A 17,173-nucleotide genomic window follows, 5' to 3' on the forward strand; every position below is an offset into this window, starting at 1 on the left:
TATTTGATATGCTTACCTTTGGATTATTTACAATTAGATGCGGTAAATGAAACGGATTTCGCACGTAATCTCTCTTCTGCTTCTTGTAGGTGGGTTCTCACAGCTATCTCAGGCCGAAGGTATCGCTGCCGAATTTACTGCGCCGCATGAGAAAAGCGTCTCCAAATTAGGTACTGCGGGTGAAGTGGTAGTCCACCAGATCGGCGAGTACCAGGTTGTTGCAGTCCACCTTTTCGCTGGAGCAACCGCCATGACTGTCCATGAACTTAAGGCGAAGGGGACGTCTGCCATGGCGTACCGCAAGCTCATGACCAAGAATACTTTAGTCGTCGCAAGTGGCAGCTTTTTCGGATTTTCGCCATCCGGTAGAGAGAAGCCGATTGGATTGGTGCGTTCACAGGGTAAGCGGTTGGTATCGCTCATGCCTTGGAGTCATGGCGGGGTGATAGTTTCGGATGCGAAAGGAAGCGTAAAGGTGATCGCTGCCGAAAACGCCTCTCAGGCTGGAGCGTGGTCAGAGGCTTTGCAATCCAAACCCATCATTATTATCAATAACGTTGTCGATGTCTCAAAGAGCCTGCGTGATGCGGAGTTCAATCGAGTCGCAATCGGCGTGTCGAAAGCTGGTGACGTCCTCATAGTTGGTGCGTTTCATGGATTTGGTCAAGCTGCAACGCTCGTCCAGTTCGCAGAAATTTATAAAAAAATCGCCGATGAACAAGGAGTAATGGTCATCCGTGCTTTAGCGATGGATGGCGGGGCAGGAGCCCAGATTTCCATCCCATCATTGAAACTGAGATTCGGTGATAGTGGAGTTTCGTACTTCCCCAACGCTGTGCGCTTTGATTCAGTCCACGCCGGAAAGAATTGATGATCAGCTCCATTTTCCAAAAAATCTCAGGATTCATTTCTCGAAATCTCAGATTTGTAAGCTTCGGCGCAATCGGCAGTGCTTTGGTGTATGGCTCTACCTATTTTCAGCCAGAGATCAAAACAGTTTTATTCTCGCGCAAAGCTGACGTAGAAATTTTAACTCCAAAGGCGTCTGTCGACCTGTATCGGGATGTGCCCCTCACCGTTCGCGTGGACTCTACGGGCATCTCTGACCTATCCCCAGGCACCATCACAATTTACGCGGATAGCGAGTTTTTCAAAGTCGGCCCACCGAGCACGGTGAAAGTCGAAAAGATTGTTGGCTCGATGGCGATTATTGAGCTTCCGGCGGTCAAAGCAATCAAGGTTTCTCCGACTAAGGTGAAGGTCTATGCCCAGTTCGTCTCCGGCGACTTGAAGGTGAATTCGAACGCACTCATGCTGGATATCGTTCAACCGGAGGCTGCTGAAAATCCACATTTCGACCACAGCGACACGAACCGTGTTGTGCTGTCGGGGACTTGGCGAATCGACGTTGGTGGCCAAACCGGGTCGATGCTGATCAAGCAAGGTGCTGATAACCAGATTCGGGGTAGCTACTTCCTGCCGGGCTACCGGTGGCCATCTGGGGACATCAATGGATATAAGGACGGCGCGACTTTTCGAGTGACGTTCAACATCCCGGGGAAGGGTAAAGAAGAGATTTTGCGAGTCGCAGGCTTTTTTGAGATCAAAAACAAAGATGGGGATTACATTGAGATCTTAGGTTGTGCCTACCATCTGCAGAGGGCGACTACTCGCTACAAGTACGTAGGGGCACAGGGCGCCGACTGCGACAAGCCTGCCTTTTATGATCAATGGAAGACCTTACAATCCTTCCGCTTCGATGCTACAGCTAAGTTTTCTAAGGATCAGTAACCGAAGGCCCGCGCCATCCGAGGTACCCAATCTTACGATCAAAGCACCTTCTAAGCCTCCGATTGCCGCTCAAGTGTAAGCACCTCACACCTAAGCCTGTGACAGGTTGCGCGGATCGGGTACCCAGTATTCTCGTGCATTCAAAGTTATCCATAGCCCGCCCTCGTCAGCGGTTCTCACCTGAAGCTGATCTCCCGGCGGCATTCGCGTCACCTTATGAAAATGCTTGAGCGCTAGAGGAATCCACCTCTCTTCAACCTCAACGCCTGATTGCGCCTCTTGCACCAGATCAAGGATTTGCTGTTCAAGTTTTTGCTGCGCATAAAGTTGAGCCCGCTGCTTCATGAGTTGAATGTCGATATCTCGGTTGAAGCATTTATTCAGGTAAAGAACGAAGCCGGTAAGGGACGCTGTACTTCCTGGTGATTTTCTCAGCAGGGCAAGCATGCTCTGAGTTGATGGGAGATCGTCCCGATCAGGTCCGCAAGCTAGTAACGCTTCCCCCGCCGACGTTAAAGCCATGCGAACAGAACGTTGAGAGGTCGTGCCTTGCTCAACGCGGGTGAGCAGGTTTCGGTAGTAACCATTGAGTGCAGTATGCTTGAGACCGTCTGGAAACGCCGCAAGCGTTGTCATTATTCGGCGCTGCTCCGAGCTTGATGTTCTGACCTTTGAATCGACAGCTACGCCTTCAGCGGATTGCAGCCAAGCCATAGGAATCCGCATCCGACGCAAGCCATCTGCAGTGAAGTGGTGCACGAGTTCCGCGTATGTCGGAAGCGTCGACCATTGTCTTTCGATCTCGACGAAAAAGATCAGATATCTATTGATCGATCGAGCTGCTTTCATCATGGATACATGTGAAGGCAGCCATTCGCCGAACTGGATAAACAACCGGCGCATCCAGTTAGTGTTGAAAGCCTCAGTATTCATCGTCAGACGCTTCTGGTATGTCTTCTGCCAGAAGCAGTTCAGACATTCTTTGCCCAGTCCTGCGGGCATCAAATCGCCGCAATGCGTGCATGGCACGGTTTTTAGCGTATTGCACGCCTTACAGAGTTTTCGACCGTCAACTGCCTCGATGAGAACACGGTGGCGTCTGCACGCCTGACACGAGCCCTGTGAAGCACGGACGCATCGTGGACAGCCGTTGCGTGGCTCGCCGTCGACCACAGTTCTGCTGAGTCGTGTCGACATTGCCTGACAGATCTCGCAGGGCTCCAGCTTCGAATAGTAGTGAGCGCAGGAGTTGCAAGCTGGACCATAGGGCGTCAGCTTACCAACCGGCCTTCCGGTACGCTTGCAGCGCACACATGGCTTGGCGCTCACACAACGCTGACAAGGCGATGTCGGATCGAAAACGGGAAGTCTCGCGAAATTTCCGCAGCTGGCACACATGCTGCGTTTGAACAGGCGCGGGTAACAGGTTTCGCAGTACTTCAGCTGCTTATGAACTTTCTTCGCCTTGGTAATCGAATTGCCGCAGCCACCACAAGTAGCCAGCTTTGGGGCCGCTCCTTCTTCAGCTGTCACGCAAAAATCGCCTCCATAGCCTGATCCACATTCTCTGCACAGCCAGTTTGCTGTTAGGTAACTGCCCTGAACCTTTCTCACGCCTCGGGTCGACGTTTGCCTGACCAATGCTTGCCCGCAACGCCCGGCCAGATAACTCTGGAGGATTTTGTTGCAAGTAAAACGCAGTGCAAGAGGCCGGACACTCCCTGAACAGCTCCCCCAGTTGATCTTGGTCGGTCGTCATTATCGCCCAGACGTAACCCAAAAGCGTTGCACGATCTGCTACAGAAAGCATTTCCAGACATAACCCTGAAATTGGCAGAGTAGTCATGGAAATTTCAAGCGATGCAAGCGCACGTTCTGTTGAGACGGATTGATGACGTGCCGCAGCCCGGAGAAACGAAATTGCGCGTACAGCCTGATGGAACCGGGCTTGCGGTGCAACTTGCGTCTCTCCAGAGGCGTATTTTCGTAAATGATCATCTGCGTCTATTTGAAAGCCAAACTCAGCATGAGTCATTGGGATCGCAGGCGCGTCAGCCAGTGCAACGCCGCATCTATGACAATGAGCGCAGCTCTCATCAGGGGGGACCAGTCTGTGGGGCTGTAAGGCGGTGCAACAGTTCGGGCACCGGTCGACCAATCGGACGAGGTGCACGGGACAGGCAACGTGCCAGGCCAGCCGAGCACTAATGCGGTAATAAGGTATTGACTGGCCAAAGCATTGCGGACAAATCTGTAGACCGCCAGCACAACGAAGATTCCTTGACCCCCGTGCTAAAAGCCAAGGCAGTGTTCCTGAACCGGTCTTGCGGGTTGAAGTGATCAACCTTGAGGCCGCCGCCAGGCTGCAAACTTCGATATCCATTGTCGCGCAGCCTGCCAAATGGGCTAGCTGGGCAGCGCGGATTGTGCCTAGTCCACGATCCATATCTGTAGACCATGCCCTCCAGCGTGGCCAGATGCTGTTAGTCAACGTAAGCGGGGAGCAGCCGTGAGCCAGAGCCGTGCGAACCAGCCAGGAGGACATCAGCTCATCCTCCAAGATAGGCTGTGCGCAAGGCCACAGCGGTGCGGTCAGATCAACTCTCGGATGCCACGAGTAGGTTGCAGCCACGATTTGCTCTCGATGATTGCTTGATCGATGTGCTCCTTACCCGACTTAATGGCCTCAGTGGTGCACTCGATCAGCAGACGATGAAGGTCTCCTGTATTTCCACCAGAAATGGAGTGCAGGAGCATAGCCAGCTGAGGCTTGGACAGGCCAGAAGCCTCGCGCAGCGGGAGAACCGACTCGAATCCTTTCAGCAGTCTTTGAAAATCAGCATTCGGCTCCCAAATACGTAAGGGCATCACGTCAAAGCGACTGGCATGCTGGGGATCCGTATGCAGAACGCGCACTGCGTCTGGCGTGCCCACGCCGACCACTGGAATGGCCAAGGTATTACAGAGAAACTTGATTGTGTTCATGATTTCGCGCTGCTTGACTACCGAGCCAGTCAGCATGGAATGAAACTCATCAATGATCAGCATCTTGACGCTGCAAGACCTGAACAGGTGAACGATCTGATACCGTAACTTGAGGGCTGGGTCCGAAGCTCGGTACGGTGCCCAGAACTGTTCCAAGATGGAAATGTAGAGCCCTTTTTCGTCTGAATTTGGAGGCGATTCTATTAGGATGACCGGCTTCACCGGCTCCGAAGCCGCGTTAACGTAGCCTTTTCCGTGCAGATCCATAAATCTGCGCACGACAGTGGTCTTGCCATTATTGGAATCTCCCACTATCAGCAAATTGGGCATCCGCGGCCGTGACGGGATCTCCAGCAGGTGATGCATTGTCTCTAAAATTTTGTGAGCTGCTGGATAACCGATCCAGCGAGGCTCATGTAGAAACTCGATGCGGTCCTTGTCAGAAAGATTCAGCGTAGGCCGAAAGTCTGGGTGTATATGCTCGTACGACATCATGATATGTCCCCAAAGCTATCGAGCTCTATATCCAGCATATCCGTCAGCATGGGCGTTTCATCACGCTTGGAAGCCACTGCCTTAGGATTTGGCTGGGCAGGTGTAACCTTCTTAGCATGCACACGGTGGCGTTGCGCCTCTCGACGAGCCTTCTTGGTTTTGGCCTCTGATGACAGGACCAGATCGCGATTTTCCAGGATGTACCGCTTGATCAAATCCTCATTTACGTGAGCTTGACCTTCTTCGACCGCCTTTTTCTTGGCGGCTCTGTACTCCCAGACACTCGCGGCCGGAAATGCTTGGTTGGCGACTGGCACTTTGAAATATTGCTTGAGCAAAGGGTCGTAAAACCAAATCAAGCTGATATCGCGAGGGTCTCGGCGAAAGATGAATTTGCGTGTTTTTCCTGTCTGCTCGTCCTTGGCATTGATCCAAGGCCTTAGTGCCTCAGAGTAATACCTGACATCAAGCTCGACACCGTAGTGTTGGATGGTGCGCTCGTACGAGGGTAAGAAGTCACGTTGTACGGTGAGCGGGTCCGCAGGACGCATTGGAAGACCTACCAGCGGATCCACGCCAGTGTTACCAAAAATCCCTATATGCCACTTGCGCGAAGGGCTCATGAATATCTTTGAGTGATAGCTCTCGTTGTACTTCAGAATTTCGCGAACCAACCAGGTTTCGAATTCTGAAACGCTCATCACCGCTTGCTTGTCCGAATCGTAACCCTCTCGCTGGCTGACATTACTAAATGTCGTGCCTGGCAAGGCGTGAATCTTGTCCATGAATTTTCCAAGAAGACGTTCGATATGCCCGCCGTACTTAGGTCTTTTCACTGGGCGAAAGCGGTTTTCGATTCCGTAGTTTGAGCAAGAGAGCTTCAGGGTTTCGGCTTGAAAATCAGGGCCGTTGTCTGTGTGCAAAACGCTCGGGAAGCCCCACACGGGCCAATCCCCTTCGATACCATGAACAGTCAGCCATTCTTCTTTAGGTAAGGCTGCATGGGCCACACACATCGCAACCGAAATTCCGGAGGGCGCATCCAGCGCCAAGTAATATCCGGTGATCATGCGCGTGTGCACACAAATAGCGAGCGTAAGCCAGAGTCGTCCGATAGACAGGCGATGCACGTCGTCAACTAACATGACGTCGATGGGCGTGTGGTCTACCTGCACAATAGCTAGTGGGTAATCGGCACCTGGGAAGGTTCCAGGGGACGGCGTGTATTTGTTACGCGCCTTATCGGAAAAACCTCTGCCTCGCAAGTAGTCCCGATCTGAGACTGCTTTAATGCGGGCGCGAATGGCCGTGGCGCTCGGAGGTGGAATTTTGGACTGATCGCAGAGCTCCCTGACCTGTTCAATGGCCTTCTGGACAGTCGGGCGCTGCTTGGTCAGATAGTAATCCTTGATAACCTTGGTGATCAGCTCGTCTGCTTCGCGGGAAATGCGTGAGTTCCCCGTCTGCCAACCGCGTTTGCGAGGCACAAGCGCAAGCAACTCGCCCCACTCGTTGTATTTACCGAGCCATCTATACAGGGTGGCCGCGTCCACACCTGTCTCTCTCGCACGCTGCTCCGTTTCTTTCCGACCAACGATCGTGTGCCCTAACAGAGGCTCGATCGCAGCGAATCGTCGTTGCGCTATAGCCCAGTCTTCAGACGCGATAGCGCTTACGTCGTAATTGGCATACAGCCCATCAACTTTGTCCTGTCCGATTGGGATGAGTGCTGCAATTGCCAGCGAAGCCGCACGACCTGATTCGACGTCAATACCTATGACCGTCTTGAAGTCGAGAATCTGTGAGATCCGGTAGACGTTATCGCCGAATCTGACCGTTGAGTTCACGTCGATATTTAGACGCGCACGATTTGGCTCATACGGAACGAGTGCATTCTCCTTATTTTCTATCCAGCTCATCGCTCGGGCACCCATAGTTCGAGAAAGCTGTTGAGAGGCTGTCTGATGTCACAGTCAAGCTGTCTTGTGGCGACCATATGCCAGATGAGGCTGATGCCTTCGGCTTTGTAGATTCCAGAAAAATGACGGGCCAGCAGGTAATGGAAAGGGACCGTGCCCATTTGGCGAACGGTTTCCAAGACCCAATCAGTGTTCTCGACCGGAAAGTTGAAGCGTTTGTAGCGCTCAAGGAACTCGATATTGGAGAAGACGTTATCGCGGATCCGGTTTTCGTCGTGTATGTGAAAAACCCAGCCCTGATCGTGCGCATATCGCCAAGCAGCTTTCCACTTGGGCAGCCAGCTGCGCCAGTTTTGCCGCCATTCCTTTTCAGGTTTGACCTCTACCAACATTGGTTTCGGATAGTCGTCATAGTGCCGGTTACCGAGATGGTAGTAGACAAGAAAATCTGGCGTGTATTGAAAAATCCGGCCATCCCTGCCGGTGAAATCAATCTTTACAGGCTGAGGAATGATGGTATCCACCTCGACTGAAAATGCTGTACGGAAGAGGAAGTCCCTTTCAAGCAACGATTCGTACGCGATTCCGGCCTGATTCTTTAAAGGGAAAACCCCAGACAAGCTGCGCTTGGTAGGTTTGATCGCACGGGTTTGCCGTGGCGTAGGACTGTCGCAGCTATTTCCGATCATAATGAGTATTGTCGCGCCTAATTCGAAAATTCGTCGCAGCTATTACGAATAATGGCGACGACATTGCTTGCCTTTAGCATACCGCTGTCGCATCTATTTCGTCATCCTACAGTGGCAGTCGTCCGCAACCTGGCGAGATCACGTTGGCGCATCACGGCGTTTTATTTCTTGATGAACTGCCGGAGTTCGATCGCCGCGTGCTGGAGGTTTTACGCGAACCACTGGAGTCCGGGCATATCGTGATTTCCCGTGCGCGGGATCGCGTGCGCTTTCCGGCGCGGTTCCAACTGGTGGCAGCGATGAACCCGTGTCCCTGTGGATATCTTGGTGAGCCGACCGGGCGCTGCCGTTGCTCCACCGAGCAGGTGCAGCGATATCGCAACAAGCTGTCCGGCCCGCTGCTGGACCGGATCGATCTGCACTTGACCGTCGCCCGCGAAGCCACCGCCCTCAACCCTGACCCGACCACCAGTGAAAACACTGCCAGTGCCGCAGCCGTGGTCGCTGAGGCGAGAGACCGTCAGCAACGTCGTCAGGGCTGTGCCAATGCGTTTCTCGACCTGCCGGGGCTGCGCGAGCACTGCGCGCTGTCCAGTGTCGATGAACGCTGGCTGGAGACGGCCTGCGAGCGTCTGACCCTCTCATTACGTTCGGCGCATCGACTGCTGAAAGTGGCACGGACGTTGGCGGATCTGGAGCAAGTGGACGCGATCAGCCGCAGTCATCTGGCCGAGGCGTTGCAATATCGGCCTTCGAATAATTGACTCGGCAGAATGTAAGTCCACCATGGATAAACAACAGGGGCGCACTCGCTTCTGTGTGGGTCAACCCGACGCGCTCATCACCATTTTTTTATACGCGGTAGCCAATAACTCGACCCATGAATTTTTCTTGTAGATGACGTCATCAATACAACTGACCTCTGTGATCTCCATAGCGGTACCGCACAGAAAGGCACCGTCAAACTGGTTCAGCTCCAAGCTTGAAATATCCCGCTGCACAACTTGCAAGTTCAGTAACTGAGACAGCTCGTCGATGACAACCTGGCGCGTTATTCCCGCCAATGCCATGTCAGTGGTCGGCGTGATGAGTAGGTTTTCTTTCACAAAAAAGACGTTCGAGCCGCTGGACTCACAGACCGTGTCCATCGTAGAAAGAAACAGCACGTCGTCGAAACACTCGCCCTTGTCACGAAAACTCAAAAAACTGAGCGCATAGGTAGATGAGGTTTTTGCTTGGTAGGGATGACAAGCAGCAGGGGCTCGACGCCAATTGGCTATCGTCAGCCGGTAAGGTGTGGTCGCGGATTTGGGGGCGAATGGAAGGACAAATATTACCACTTTGCTGCGACAGTTTCGGCCCATAAAACTGACGTCGACATCGTCATAGAACACGACGATTTTAATGTAAGCGTCTACAAGTTCATTTCGTCTCAGTAGTTCATGACAGGCTTCCGCCAGCATGGCGTTGCTGTAATTCACTTCGTGTTTGAATACCTGCGCTGACCGTTGCAGACGTTGCAAGTGCTCCTCGCATTTGAAAATGCTTGAGCCGTAACTGCGCATACCCTCGTAAACTGATGACGCATAAGAAAGCGAGTGAGTGACGGGTGAAAAAGATACTTTGTCTATCTCGAGGTACTGGCCGTCCAGCCACGCGATTGTCGTCGTCATGATCCGTTCTCGGGTTAATTATTGAGGTGTTATGACAGTGCAGAGGAATCAGCGGCTGACGACTTCACGTGCAGTCAATGCGTTGTAGAACTCGCCCTTGATCAAACCTTCGCCTTCGTAGCTATTAGGGCGACCCCCTTGAAGCTGGAGTTCCTTGATGATGGACTCGTAATCATCCACCGGGATAATCCTGAAATCCATGCTCACACGCGTTACATTCTCCGAGTTCTCTGCCGTCCCGTGCAGTACACGTGGATCAAACATCAGGCACTGGCCGTAGCGAAGGTTGGTCGGCATGGCATCCATCCTGAGGTCCGATATGAACTGCGGACGTTGTTTTGCATAATCGAAGAAATCGATTCGACTGTCCTTATATTCGTCGTAGCTATAACTCTGCTCATGGGCGAACGTTTTTAGAGCGCGCAGACTGGCACGCTTCGAGCAAACGCTGAGTGCTGCGGTATTTTTAACGTCGCAGAACGGTAACCATATATTGATTTGCTGGAAATAGTCGCCCAGTAAGGTATCCGAGTGGTGAGTAAACAACTCGCCGTCCGGTAGTCTGTAACGGTCATCCAGTGTCGTGGGAATGTGGTAGCGCACCAGCGGGTTATGTTCGAACACAAAGTCGAAACCCAGACGCTGACTGAGCCCATTCACAAAGGTGTAGTATTCATTGATCATTGGCTCACCCAGCGTTTGTAACGGGTCATACCAGTGGCCAGACTCTTTTCGGTGGCGTTGGATTTCTTCGTGTTCGAGGCATTCGTGAATCTTGTCCAGCGGGAAGTTAGCCCTGAGCTTATAGCGGCCGACGAGCGTTTTTTGAAGTGTACCAGCCAAATCGAAGGTCGATGTCGAGTAGTCCATAATCGAGATACCATTCTCTATTATGTGCTGGCTATCAAGTTGCCGATTGAGATCAAAGAAAGACACGAAAATTCCTTATTAACCGTATGCTCTGACTGAAAATGCATGCATTTGTTTTTGCCGACTCGTTCTGACAGGAATCAGCCAGTTGTCCAGGTCGACTACCCGGTTGGCACCCATTCGTTTTTTCATATCGATGGCGCCGCGGCCAAGACAGCTTGTCTTGAATCCAAGCTCATCAGCCACTTTATAAAGTTGATAGTAATCGCTGACGTACAAGTTGAGCCCGGGGGGTACCTGGCTGCGGTCTTGACCTTGCACCAGCTGAGAGAAAACGCCCTGTTGCTGATCAGCGTAGCTTAGGGAACCGTAGACAGCGACATTATTCAATTTTTCATAATTCATTTTTATATAGTATTTTGGACCTTCAGTTGAGCGTGCCAGTGCCTGCAGTGTTTCAAGAGCGTACAGGTTCCTCACGTGCTGGTATTTGTCCACGTTTAACGACTGCAGTGTTGAAAACGCTTCCAATACTTGATTGTTTTCAACCAGTTCGTCCAAGCGATAGAGTCGCGTATGGCACAGTTCTTCAGTCCTTCGGGTAAGACGTACCATCTCCTTGTATGCTTTTCTGCCCATGGCAGTCAGCAAACAAGCGTCAAGTTCTCCGTCAACATGCAGATAGGCAACCTGCATGAAGGGAACCACTATTATGTCTGTTTCATATTGCTGGCGCAGCGAGTGATCGGTTTTCTTCAGGGAGGGAACCAACAGCCAGTCGGCTGTATGTGCCTGACGTATCAATTGCTTCAGAAACGGTGGGTCCGGCTGCGCAGTAACAGGCATATAAAAGAAGCCGGGTGCGACATAGGCCTGCTCTTCATGCAGGATACCGTCTTGCTCCGCAAGCCCTTTGAGCATTGACTCCCAGTGGGCAATACCGCTCAAGGGCAGCTGTGGGTTAGAGACGCCATAACTGATGCAAAACGCCTCCCGCTGCGCAGGCAACTCCATACTTACGATCCTTGTATAACAATGTGTGAGAATAGGCTTATATCGTTTTTTCAACCAATCGCTTTTCAGAGTTGAAGGTAAAGTTTCTGTTTCCCAGCGCAGAAAGCTCAGCGTTATGAGTAATGATGAAAAACAAGGTTTTTGGCAGGGCTGCCATCAACTTCCTGATGAGCTGAAGTTCTTCGACGCTGTCCAGCTCGGAGGTGGCCTCGTCGAGGATGGCGATGGACGGTGCATTGATGGTCAAATCAAGCAGCGCAAGTCGTTGAAGCTCTGACTTGCTCAGGTTAACGTCACCACTCCAGGCAACCTCTTGATTGAAGCCCTCCGGCAGGCGCTCGATAATGCTCGAGAGGCCCAGATAAGAGGCCTGCTGATAAAGTTCTTCCTGAGACGTGCTATTGAAATGTTCAAACAGCGGTCCCGGCTTGAATATCGGGCTGGAGGTCAATAACTGAACGTCTTCGGCATGTGGCCGTGTCAGATACCCGATAGTGCCACCCAGCGTCGATACCTGACCTTGACTTGGCAGCAGGCTGCCCACTACCAGACTGGCGAAGGTTGATTTACCGACACCGCTTGCCCCCATGATCACCACGACATCATTCTCGTGAAACGCATGGTCGAAATCTTCTAGCACCGTTATTCCGCTGTGAGGGTTAACGAATGTGACGTTTGAAAACGATACCAATGGCGCACCATTTTGAACGTATTGGCATCTCGGCGCTGCCGTTGGCAAGAGGCCAGCCACGACCAGGCGATCGGCACTGTCGAGGACTTGTCGCAACTCCACTACGCACCTTCCCAAGCGCGCGAAAATCGCAATCAGGCTGTATGAAAGACTCACAGCCAGAACGTTCGCCATCGTGGCTACGCCGATGGCGTGAAAGTAAAGGGTTGATGCCACGATGCCGGAAAGAAAGAAAACACCCATCAAATCCAGTTTGTAGCTATACCAACGACGCATCGCAGCATTATCCAGAGAAGCAAACGCTCGAGCGGCCAGGTTGCCGCTCAACCAGTTCAGGATGCTGGAGTTTCTGGCCATGCTTTCAAATCGACCGCCGTCCCAACTCAGTGCTTGAATGCGTGTGAACAATAGGGCGGTGGTGTCGATTTCCCGAGTGTTGGATTTTTTTAGCAACTCGCCGGAGCGTCGTGCTCCCCGCCAATAACACAGGCTGATGAAAACAAACGGAAACAGTACGTAAATGTTATTCAGCACAACATACCCTGCCGTGACCGACAGCAAGGTTGCCGCGCCGATGGTTTCCAGCAACAGAACGGGCAATACTTCATCGACGCGCCGCTGATCCCATGTCAGCTTGTTTTGGCTGTCGTGATTGATTTTCTGGGTCAGACGCTCATCAAGGCCCGGGTTCATTAAATAAGAAAGGTATCGATTGCAGTGTGCAGACGCCGCCTCAATACATTTCTTCGCCGTGACCAACGCCCCGGAAATCGACAGCAAAGCACTCACTAGCAAAACGCCGGCCAGCCCGAGCAAAGATGCATTCAGATGCGTACCCAGATAACCGCTAGCGATCAGGTAGTCGCCTGCAATAGTGAGCACTTCTTTGAGTGCCATCAGGGTGAATGCGACCAACGTGATGGCGCCCGTGCCGAACGCTATCAGGCTGCTGGTGATTGATCTGGAAACCCGCTCAGGCTGTTCTGTCGAATCATTTTTACTGTGTACTGCCTTTGGCGGCGAGGACGCAGAGAAAGAGCTTGCCACCGGTGAAGCGAGAGGTCGCGAAGAAGCGCAAGCGTGGTGAGTTTTTATGTCGATAATCCTACCGCCAGAAACAGTCCAGATTTCTTCGGCAGTGTCTCTTTCCTCCGGCTTATCCGTGACGAACATTACGTTTGTATCACGCCATGGGCCGTCCAGCAGTGTTCTCAACAATCCCGCAGCCAGCGCGTCATCCAGCCCTGAGGTCGGTTGGTCGATGTAGATCCAGTCTGTGCGTGCCACTAGGGCGCGGACCAGTTCTATTCGTTTTCCCTGGCCTCTGGAAACGTCCCATTGCTTGATTGCGCCGCAATCCCGCTCTCTGATGTAGTCGAGATAAAAGTCCCCGGGCAGGCGTGCGAGCGCAATCGCCTCCTGTACCTCTTCGTCTGAAAATTCACGCCGATAGATACTCAGATTTTCGCCAAGACCGCCAGCGAATATCCACGGTTCGTCCGGAATGAAAATCGCCTGATCGTCAGCCCCGGGAAAGCGTTGCGCACAGTTTCTCAGCATAGATGTCTTGCCACTGCCTGCGGCGCCGACAATGGCAATATGCTTTGCCTTCGTGGAGGGCGGTATTGATGTTGCGCAAGGGGAGTTAACGGGCTCAGGGGCGTCAAGGTATTGCTCGATATGACGGTGGCCTACAAAGCCTTGGGAAATACTTTGCACAATGTCTGGAATATTATTGGCGACTGACTTCAGTCCCCCAATCAACGCGATGGCGGCCAGCACCCCTGGTGTATCGACTTGGCCCAGATAGATTAGTTGTAGCAGCGCCGAGCTTAACAGTGCGGTAATCGGCGTCATGGTCGAGATCAGACTAATGGCCGCGACCAGGCGAGCAGCTTTTTTCAAGGAGCCCTCTTCGAGGTTTCGTTTGGCGGCGTAGTCACGGATCAGTTCGGCATTCCAGTTCTTCAGCCAGGCTTGACGCCGATTTTTCGTTGCGAATACCCCCACCTCTATGCGCTGAGTCGCACTCAACGATAACTGTTCATAGGTTGCGCCCAGTCGTTGAGCAACCCAGAACACGATCATTGAACTGCCAGCGATGACCGCAAGGGCAGCCACCGCACTAGCGCCCAGAGCAAGAAAGAAAAAAGCGGAGGTGAAAAGCACCGTTGCCAGCGCAAGCGCTATCGTAATCAATCCTGACCATGAGGATTCGACACGCGCGGCCTCTCGGTCGAGCAACGTTGTCAGGCTGAGCGCAAAGATGCCGTTTTGCGCAACAGTCCTTTTGATTAATACCCTTTGTTCCACATAGGAGCGACTGCCTACGCCGACTAGCTCAGCCAGAAAGAAAGTGTGGTTGAGCGCCAGCCAGGCACAGTAAATCAGCAGAAGACAGGTGGTGCCTTGGGTAATATTCGAGAGCACGGACGAGTCAGCCCGCATCAGTTGGATCAGCAATGATTTCAAGGTGACTGCGGCACCAAAAGCCGCCGCAGTATGCACCCCGATTGCAATCAGCGCTAACATGACATCCCGTTTGAGGGCTGCAAAAATCTCGATATGAAGCCGTCTGTTTCCGGCTCTACTTGCATCATCGATCGCGGCCTTGCACCAGCGTTGCCAGCGGTAGGCGTGGACCAAATGCGCTCCTCGAGCTCCTTCAGGCGTACGGAAGCAAAGGACGGTTTTCAAGACTTCTGCAATCTTCATAGGAATCAGTTATATACCGGCACAGATTGAAGATCCGTGACGGTCTTACGTCCCAGTGAGTCTCGACAGGCAATATCGGCAAATCGATCGCAAAGCAGTGTGATCATCTCCCAGCCTTCACTTAACGCTACGCGTAAATCCTCGACTTCTCTTGGCGACGCGTCGTTCAGCAGCGCTATGCCCATACTGACGTGATGACCATCGTCTTCGCCATGTTCCTGAAAGTGCGGCATGCCAGCGAATACCCGAGCGGCTTCGCTGTGGAAAATTTCACCGCTGCCTTCCAGTACGACGTGCATCAAGAGCGTCTTGACCATATCGCTTTTATAAAGCATCTGGTGCCTGAACCATTCCATAGTGGAATGAAAGGCTGCATCCGAAACCGGGGAAGGGTTGGTGTTGCGCTGAAGACGCAGGTTATTGTTATGACCCAGCTCTTCTATCAAGTGCTCAAGAGCAATTTTTTTGTGAGCCTGATCAAGCGTCATCGCCACTCGGATATGCAGCAAATCCTGAAACATATCTGACCAGGTCTGCAGGCAGTCGAGGAGTTTTTCGCGCACTTGCGGTTGATCAATGGATGGCGAATTGATGAGCGACAACAGCCGACTATTCTTGAAGCTATCCAGGTAAGCCTGATTGTCTCGTAACAGCACATCGGCAGGCTTCGCGGTATCGGATTCCTGTGATTTGAAGACGACGCTCGGTCGCGACGTGTCTTCGTACAGGGCCTTGCCATTGAACTGAATGGAAAGTGCCCAAAAACCATTTTGGGTGCCTTTGAAGCCATGCAGGGCATGAGGTGGCACTAAAACCATGTCACCCGCTTCTATCGCACGCTCGGTCGCCCCCAACGTTTCCCCCGAACCATCACAAATCAGTATCAGGCTTGCTTCGGGATGCTGATGAACCGACAGTTCCTGATCCTTTTCGAGCCGGACCCAACTGATAGCAAGCTCACTGTTGGACGGGATGAATTCAGCCAGCGCAGGGTGCTGGGAGAATATCTTCACAACGCCTAAATCGTGCAAGGCGCCATCAACCATTACGCTGTTGAGGGTCTCGATATCGTTACGAGAGATGACTTCCATATCTGCTATTCCTTTGCGTAATAAACTTAGTTGGCGGAACTCAGTGTGTTGAGACGTTCGATGGCGGCATAGAACTTTTCCCGGTCATGACTAGCGATGACCACCATGCCGACCTTGTCATCATTGGTGTGCGATCTGTTCAATGGCGGATTGGCTTCGCCCATGATCAACCTGATGATATCCACTTCCTGTAAAACATCATTAAGAAGTGCAGTGTCCAGCGGCTCATAAAAAAGATGAGAGCCCGCGAACATGTAACGGGCCGGCTGTTCGAAACTGTTTTTATCCACCGCATAGCTATGGAACTGCAAAGTCTCCCTGAACAGGTCAACGCCTGTAGTCAGCTCAACCAGCAAGCCAATATAATCGCCGCCGACCCGGTTATTGACCTCTATGAGATGAAACTGTCCATCCGCGATGGTCACCTCAATATGGCAGGGGCCGTGTGTATGATTGAGGGCAGTCAACAACCGCTCGCAATAGCCAGCTAACTGCTCGAACACCGCGGCCTCCAGATTATCTGGCGAGATGATGTGCTGCTCTTCCGCCAGGGAGGTCTTGTACAGTCGCTTGTTGGTGACGGCAAGAACACGATGTTGTGAGTCGATGGTCAACGTTTCGACACTGACCTCTCGACCGTTCAGAAACTCCTCCGCCAACATAACGAAATTTTCCTGAGAAAACCCGTCCAGCGTGCTCTGCAAAGACGTGGCATCTTTGATGATGAATACGTTTTCGCTCCCGGAGCCTGTGGGGTCTTTCAGCACAATCGGGCCATTGCGGGAATTGAAAAAATGCTCAACGTCAGCGCGTGTTCTGCAGATTGCGCTATGGACCGCAAACTCTGTATTTTCCAGCCTGGTGCGCATCAGCGCCTTGTTTATGCAGACTTCGCATGCGTCAAAGTCCATGCCGGGAATAGCATAATGCTGGCTCGCTCGTGCCGCTGCCAGCAGTCCGTCTTCGGTGAACGAAAAAATGAAATCGACTGTCTGCTTTTTAAGGATTTCATCGATTTTGCCGAGTACGGTGGCTTCGGAGAAATCGCTGACAAGATGAATTTTGTCTGTGAGTGCGGCGAGGTTAGGACCTACCGAGTCCGGCAATTGCAGCACGGTAAAGTCAAAACCCAAGCCATCATAATGCATAAAAGTTTCATCATGGCCACCGATCATTACGACAGTCTTCATACACTACCTTTCATGGTCGAACCGACCAATAAATTAACGCATAGGGAATA

The 17,173-nt window shown here is 52.2% G+C and carries 13 protein-coding genes and 2 pseudogenes; 3 read left to right on the top strand and 12 right to left on the bottom strand.

Annotated elements, in window-relative coordinates:
* Positions 1-46 precede the first annotated feature (46 nt).
* Together RYA97_RS19100 and RYA97_RS19105 are read left to right on the top strand one after the other, a co-directional pair.
* A complete protein-coding gene (locus RYA97_RS19100) occupies positions 47-871 on the top strand; it encodes a phosphodiester glycosidase family protein (protein WP_316892897.1) in 825 nt (274 codons plus the stop codon).
* Positions 871-1,791 (top strand): hypothetical protein, encoded by a 921-nt coding sequence (locus tag RYA97_RS19105; protein WP_316892899.1) that lies wholly within the window; start codon positions 871-873, stop codon positions 1,789-1,791. The genes RYA97_RS19100 and RYA97_RS19105 overlap by 1 nt, the downstream gene beginning before the upstream one ends.
* 90 nt (positions 1,792-1,881) lie before the next feature.
* On the opposite strand, the gene RYA97_RS19110 is transcribed toward RYA97_RS19105, so the two are convergent.
* From RYA97_RS19110 to RYA97_RS19130, 6 genes and pseudogenes are all read right to left on the bottom strand, one after another.
* A complete protein-coding gene (locus RYA97_RS19110; protein WP_016981926.1) occupies positions 1,882-2,793 on the bottom strand; it encodes a hypothetical protein in 912 nt (303 codons plus the stop codon).
* Between the two features lie 520 nt (positions 2,794-3,313).
* Positions 3,314-3,826 (bottom strand): hypothetical protein, encoded by a 513-nt coding sequence (locus tag RYA97_RS19115; RefSeq protein ID WP_316892901.1) that lies wholly within the window; start codon positions 3,824-3,826, stop codon positions 3,314-3,316.
* A 132-nt stretch (positions 3,827-3,958) separates the two neighbouring features.
* Positions 3,959-4,423: pseudogene (locus RYA97_RS26615) on the bottom strand (TniQ family protein); the annotation flags it as partial.
* Positions 4,384-5,271 (bottom strand): TniB family NTP-binding protein, encoded by an 888-nt coding sequence (locus RYA97_RS19120; protein WP_122292243.1) that lies wholly within the window; start codon positions 5,269-5,271, stop codon positions 4,384-4,386. The gene RYA97_RS19120 and the pseudogene RYA97_RS26615, both read right to left, overlap by 40 nt.
* On the bottom strand, positions 5,268-7,190 hold the full coding sequence (locus RYA97_RS19125) for a Mu transposase C-terminal domain-containing protein (RefSeq protein WP_316892905.1): 1,923 nt from the start codon (positions 7,188-7,190) through the stop codon (positions 5,268-5,270). The genes RYA97_RS19120 and RYA97_RS19125 overlap by 4 nt, the downstream gene beginning before the upstream one ends.
* The gene (locus RYA97_RS19130) at positions 7,187-7,759 is read right to left on the bottom strand and encodes a heteromeric transposase endonuclease subunit TnsA (protein WP_016981931.1); all 573 of its coding nucleotides are present in this window, start codon (positions 7,757-7,759) and stop codon (positions 7,187-7,189) included. Before RYA97_RS19130 ends, RYA97_RS19125 begins: the two co-directional genes overlap by 4 nt.
* Before the next feature lie 233 nt (positions 7,760-7,992).
* Between RYA97_RS19130 and RYA97_RS19135 the strand changes: the two are divergent.
* Positions 7,993-8,643 (top strand): annotated as a pseudogene (locus tag RYA97_RS19135) (ATP-binding protein); the annotation flags it as partial.
* 60 nt (positions 8,644-8,703) lie between these two features.
* Here RYA97_RS19135 and RYA97_RS19140 read toward each other — a convergent pair.
* The 6 genes from RYA97_RS19140 to RYA97_RS19165 are packed head-to-tail and all read right to left on the bottom strand — an operon-like array spanning position 8,704 to position 17,123.
* The gene (locus RYA97_RS19140) at positions 8,704-9,552 is read right to left on the bottom strand and encodes an aminotransferase class IV (protein WP_117140274.1); all 849 of its coding nucleotides are present in this window, start codon (positions 9,550-9,552) and stop codon (positions 8,704-8,706) included.
* Positions 9,553-9,600: 48 nt separating this feature from the next.
* Entirely contained in the window at positions 9,601-10,488 is an 888-nt protein-coding gene (locus tag RYA97_RS19145) for a hypothetical protein (RefSeq protein WP_005778484.1), read from the bottom strand.
* 12 nt (positions 10,489-10,500) lie between these two features.
* Positions 10,501-11,436 carry a hypothetical protein gene (locus RYA97_RS19150; protein WP_316892911.1) on the bottom strand — a complete coding sequence of 312 codons (936 nt, stop codon included), beginning with the start codon at positions 11,434-11,436 and terminating at the stop codon, positions 10,501-10,503.
* Between the two features lie 37 nt (positions 11,437-11,473).
* Positions 11,474-14,842 (bottom strand): ATP-binding cassette domain-containing protein, encoded by a 3,369-nt coding sequence (locus RYA97_RS19155; protein ID WP_117140272.1) that lies wholly within the window; start codon positions 14,840-14,842, stop codon positions 11,474-11,476.
* 5 nt (positions 14,843-14,847) lie between these two features.
* Entirely contained in the window at positions 14,848-15,933 is a 1,086-nt protein-coding gene (locus tag RYA97_RS19160) for a cupin domain-containing protein (protein ID WP_316892913.1), read from the bottom strand.
* A 26-nt stretch (positions 15,934-15,959) separates the two neighbouring features.
* On the bottom strand, positions 15,960-17,123 hold the full coding sequence (locus RYA97_RS19165; protein WP_117140270.1) for an acetyl-CoA carboxylase biotin carboxylase subunit family protein: 1,164 nt from the start codon (positions 17,121-17,123) through the stop codon (positions 15,960-15,962).
* Positions 17,124-17,173 lie beyond the last annotated feature (50 nt).

This window comes from Pseudomonas syringae group sp. 26L6 (assembly GCF_032587815.1).
Classification (GTDB): Bacteria; Pseudomonadota; Gammaproteobacteria; order Pseudomonadales; family Pseudomonadaceae; genus Aquipseudomonas; species Aquipseudomonas amygdali.

Bases quoted from the DNA above. Each gene is read 5' to 3' on its own strand.
- RYA97_RS19100 (WP_316892897.1), top strand. From the start codon at position 47: ATGAAACGGATTTCGCACGTAATCTCTCTTCTGCTTCTTGTAGGTGGG.
- RYA97_RS19105 (WP_316892899.1), top strand. From the start codon at position 871: ATGATCAGCTCCATTTTCCAAAAAATCTCAGGATTCATTTCTCGAAAT.
- RYA97_RS19110 (WP_016981926.1), bottom strand. From the start codon at position 2,793: ATGCCCGCAGGACTGGGCAAAGAATGTCTGAACTGCTTCTGGCAGAAG.
- RYA97_RS19115 (WP_316892901.1), bottom strand. From the start codon at position 3,826: ATGACTCATGCTGAGTTTGGCTTTCAAATAGACGCAGATGATCATTTA.
- RYA97_RS19120 (WP_122292243.1), bottom strand. From the start codon at position 5,271: ATGATGTCGTACGAGCATATACACCCAGACTTTCGGCCTACGCTGAAT.
- RYA97_RS19125 (WP_316892905.1), bottom strand. From the start codon at position 7,190: ATGAGCTGGATAGAAAATAAGGAGAATGCACTCGTTCCGTATGAGCCA.
- RYA97_RS19140 (WP_117140274.1), bottom strand. From the start codon at position 9,552: ATGACGACGACAATCGCGTGGCTGGACGGCCAGTACCTCGAGATAGAC.
- RYA97_RS19150 (WP_316892911.1), bottom strand. From the start codon at position 11,436: ATGGAGTTGCCTGCGCAGCGGGAGGCGTTTTGCATCAGTTATGGCGTC.
- RYA97_RS19155 (WP_117140272.1), bottom strand. From the start codon at position 14,842: ATGAAGATTGCAGAAGTCTTGAAAACCGTCCTTTGCTTCCGTACGCCT.
- RYA97_RS19160 (WP_316892913.1), bottom strand. From the start codon at position 15,933: ATGGAAGTCATCTCTCGTAACGATATCGAGACCCTCAACAGCGTAATG.
- RYA97_RS19165 (WP_117140270.1), bottom strand. From the start codon at position 17,123: ATGAAGACTGTCGTAATGATCGGTGGCCATGATGAAACTTTTATGCAT.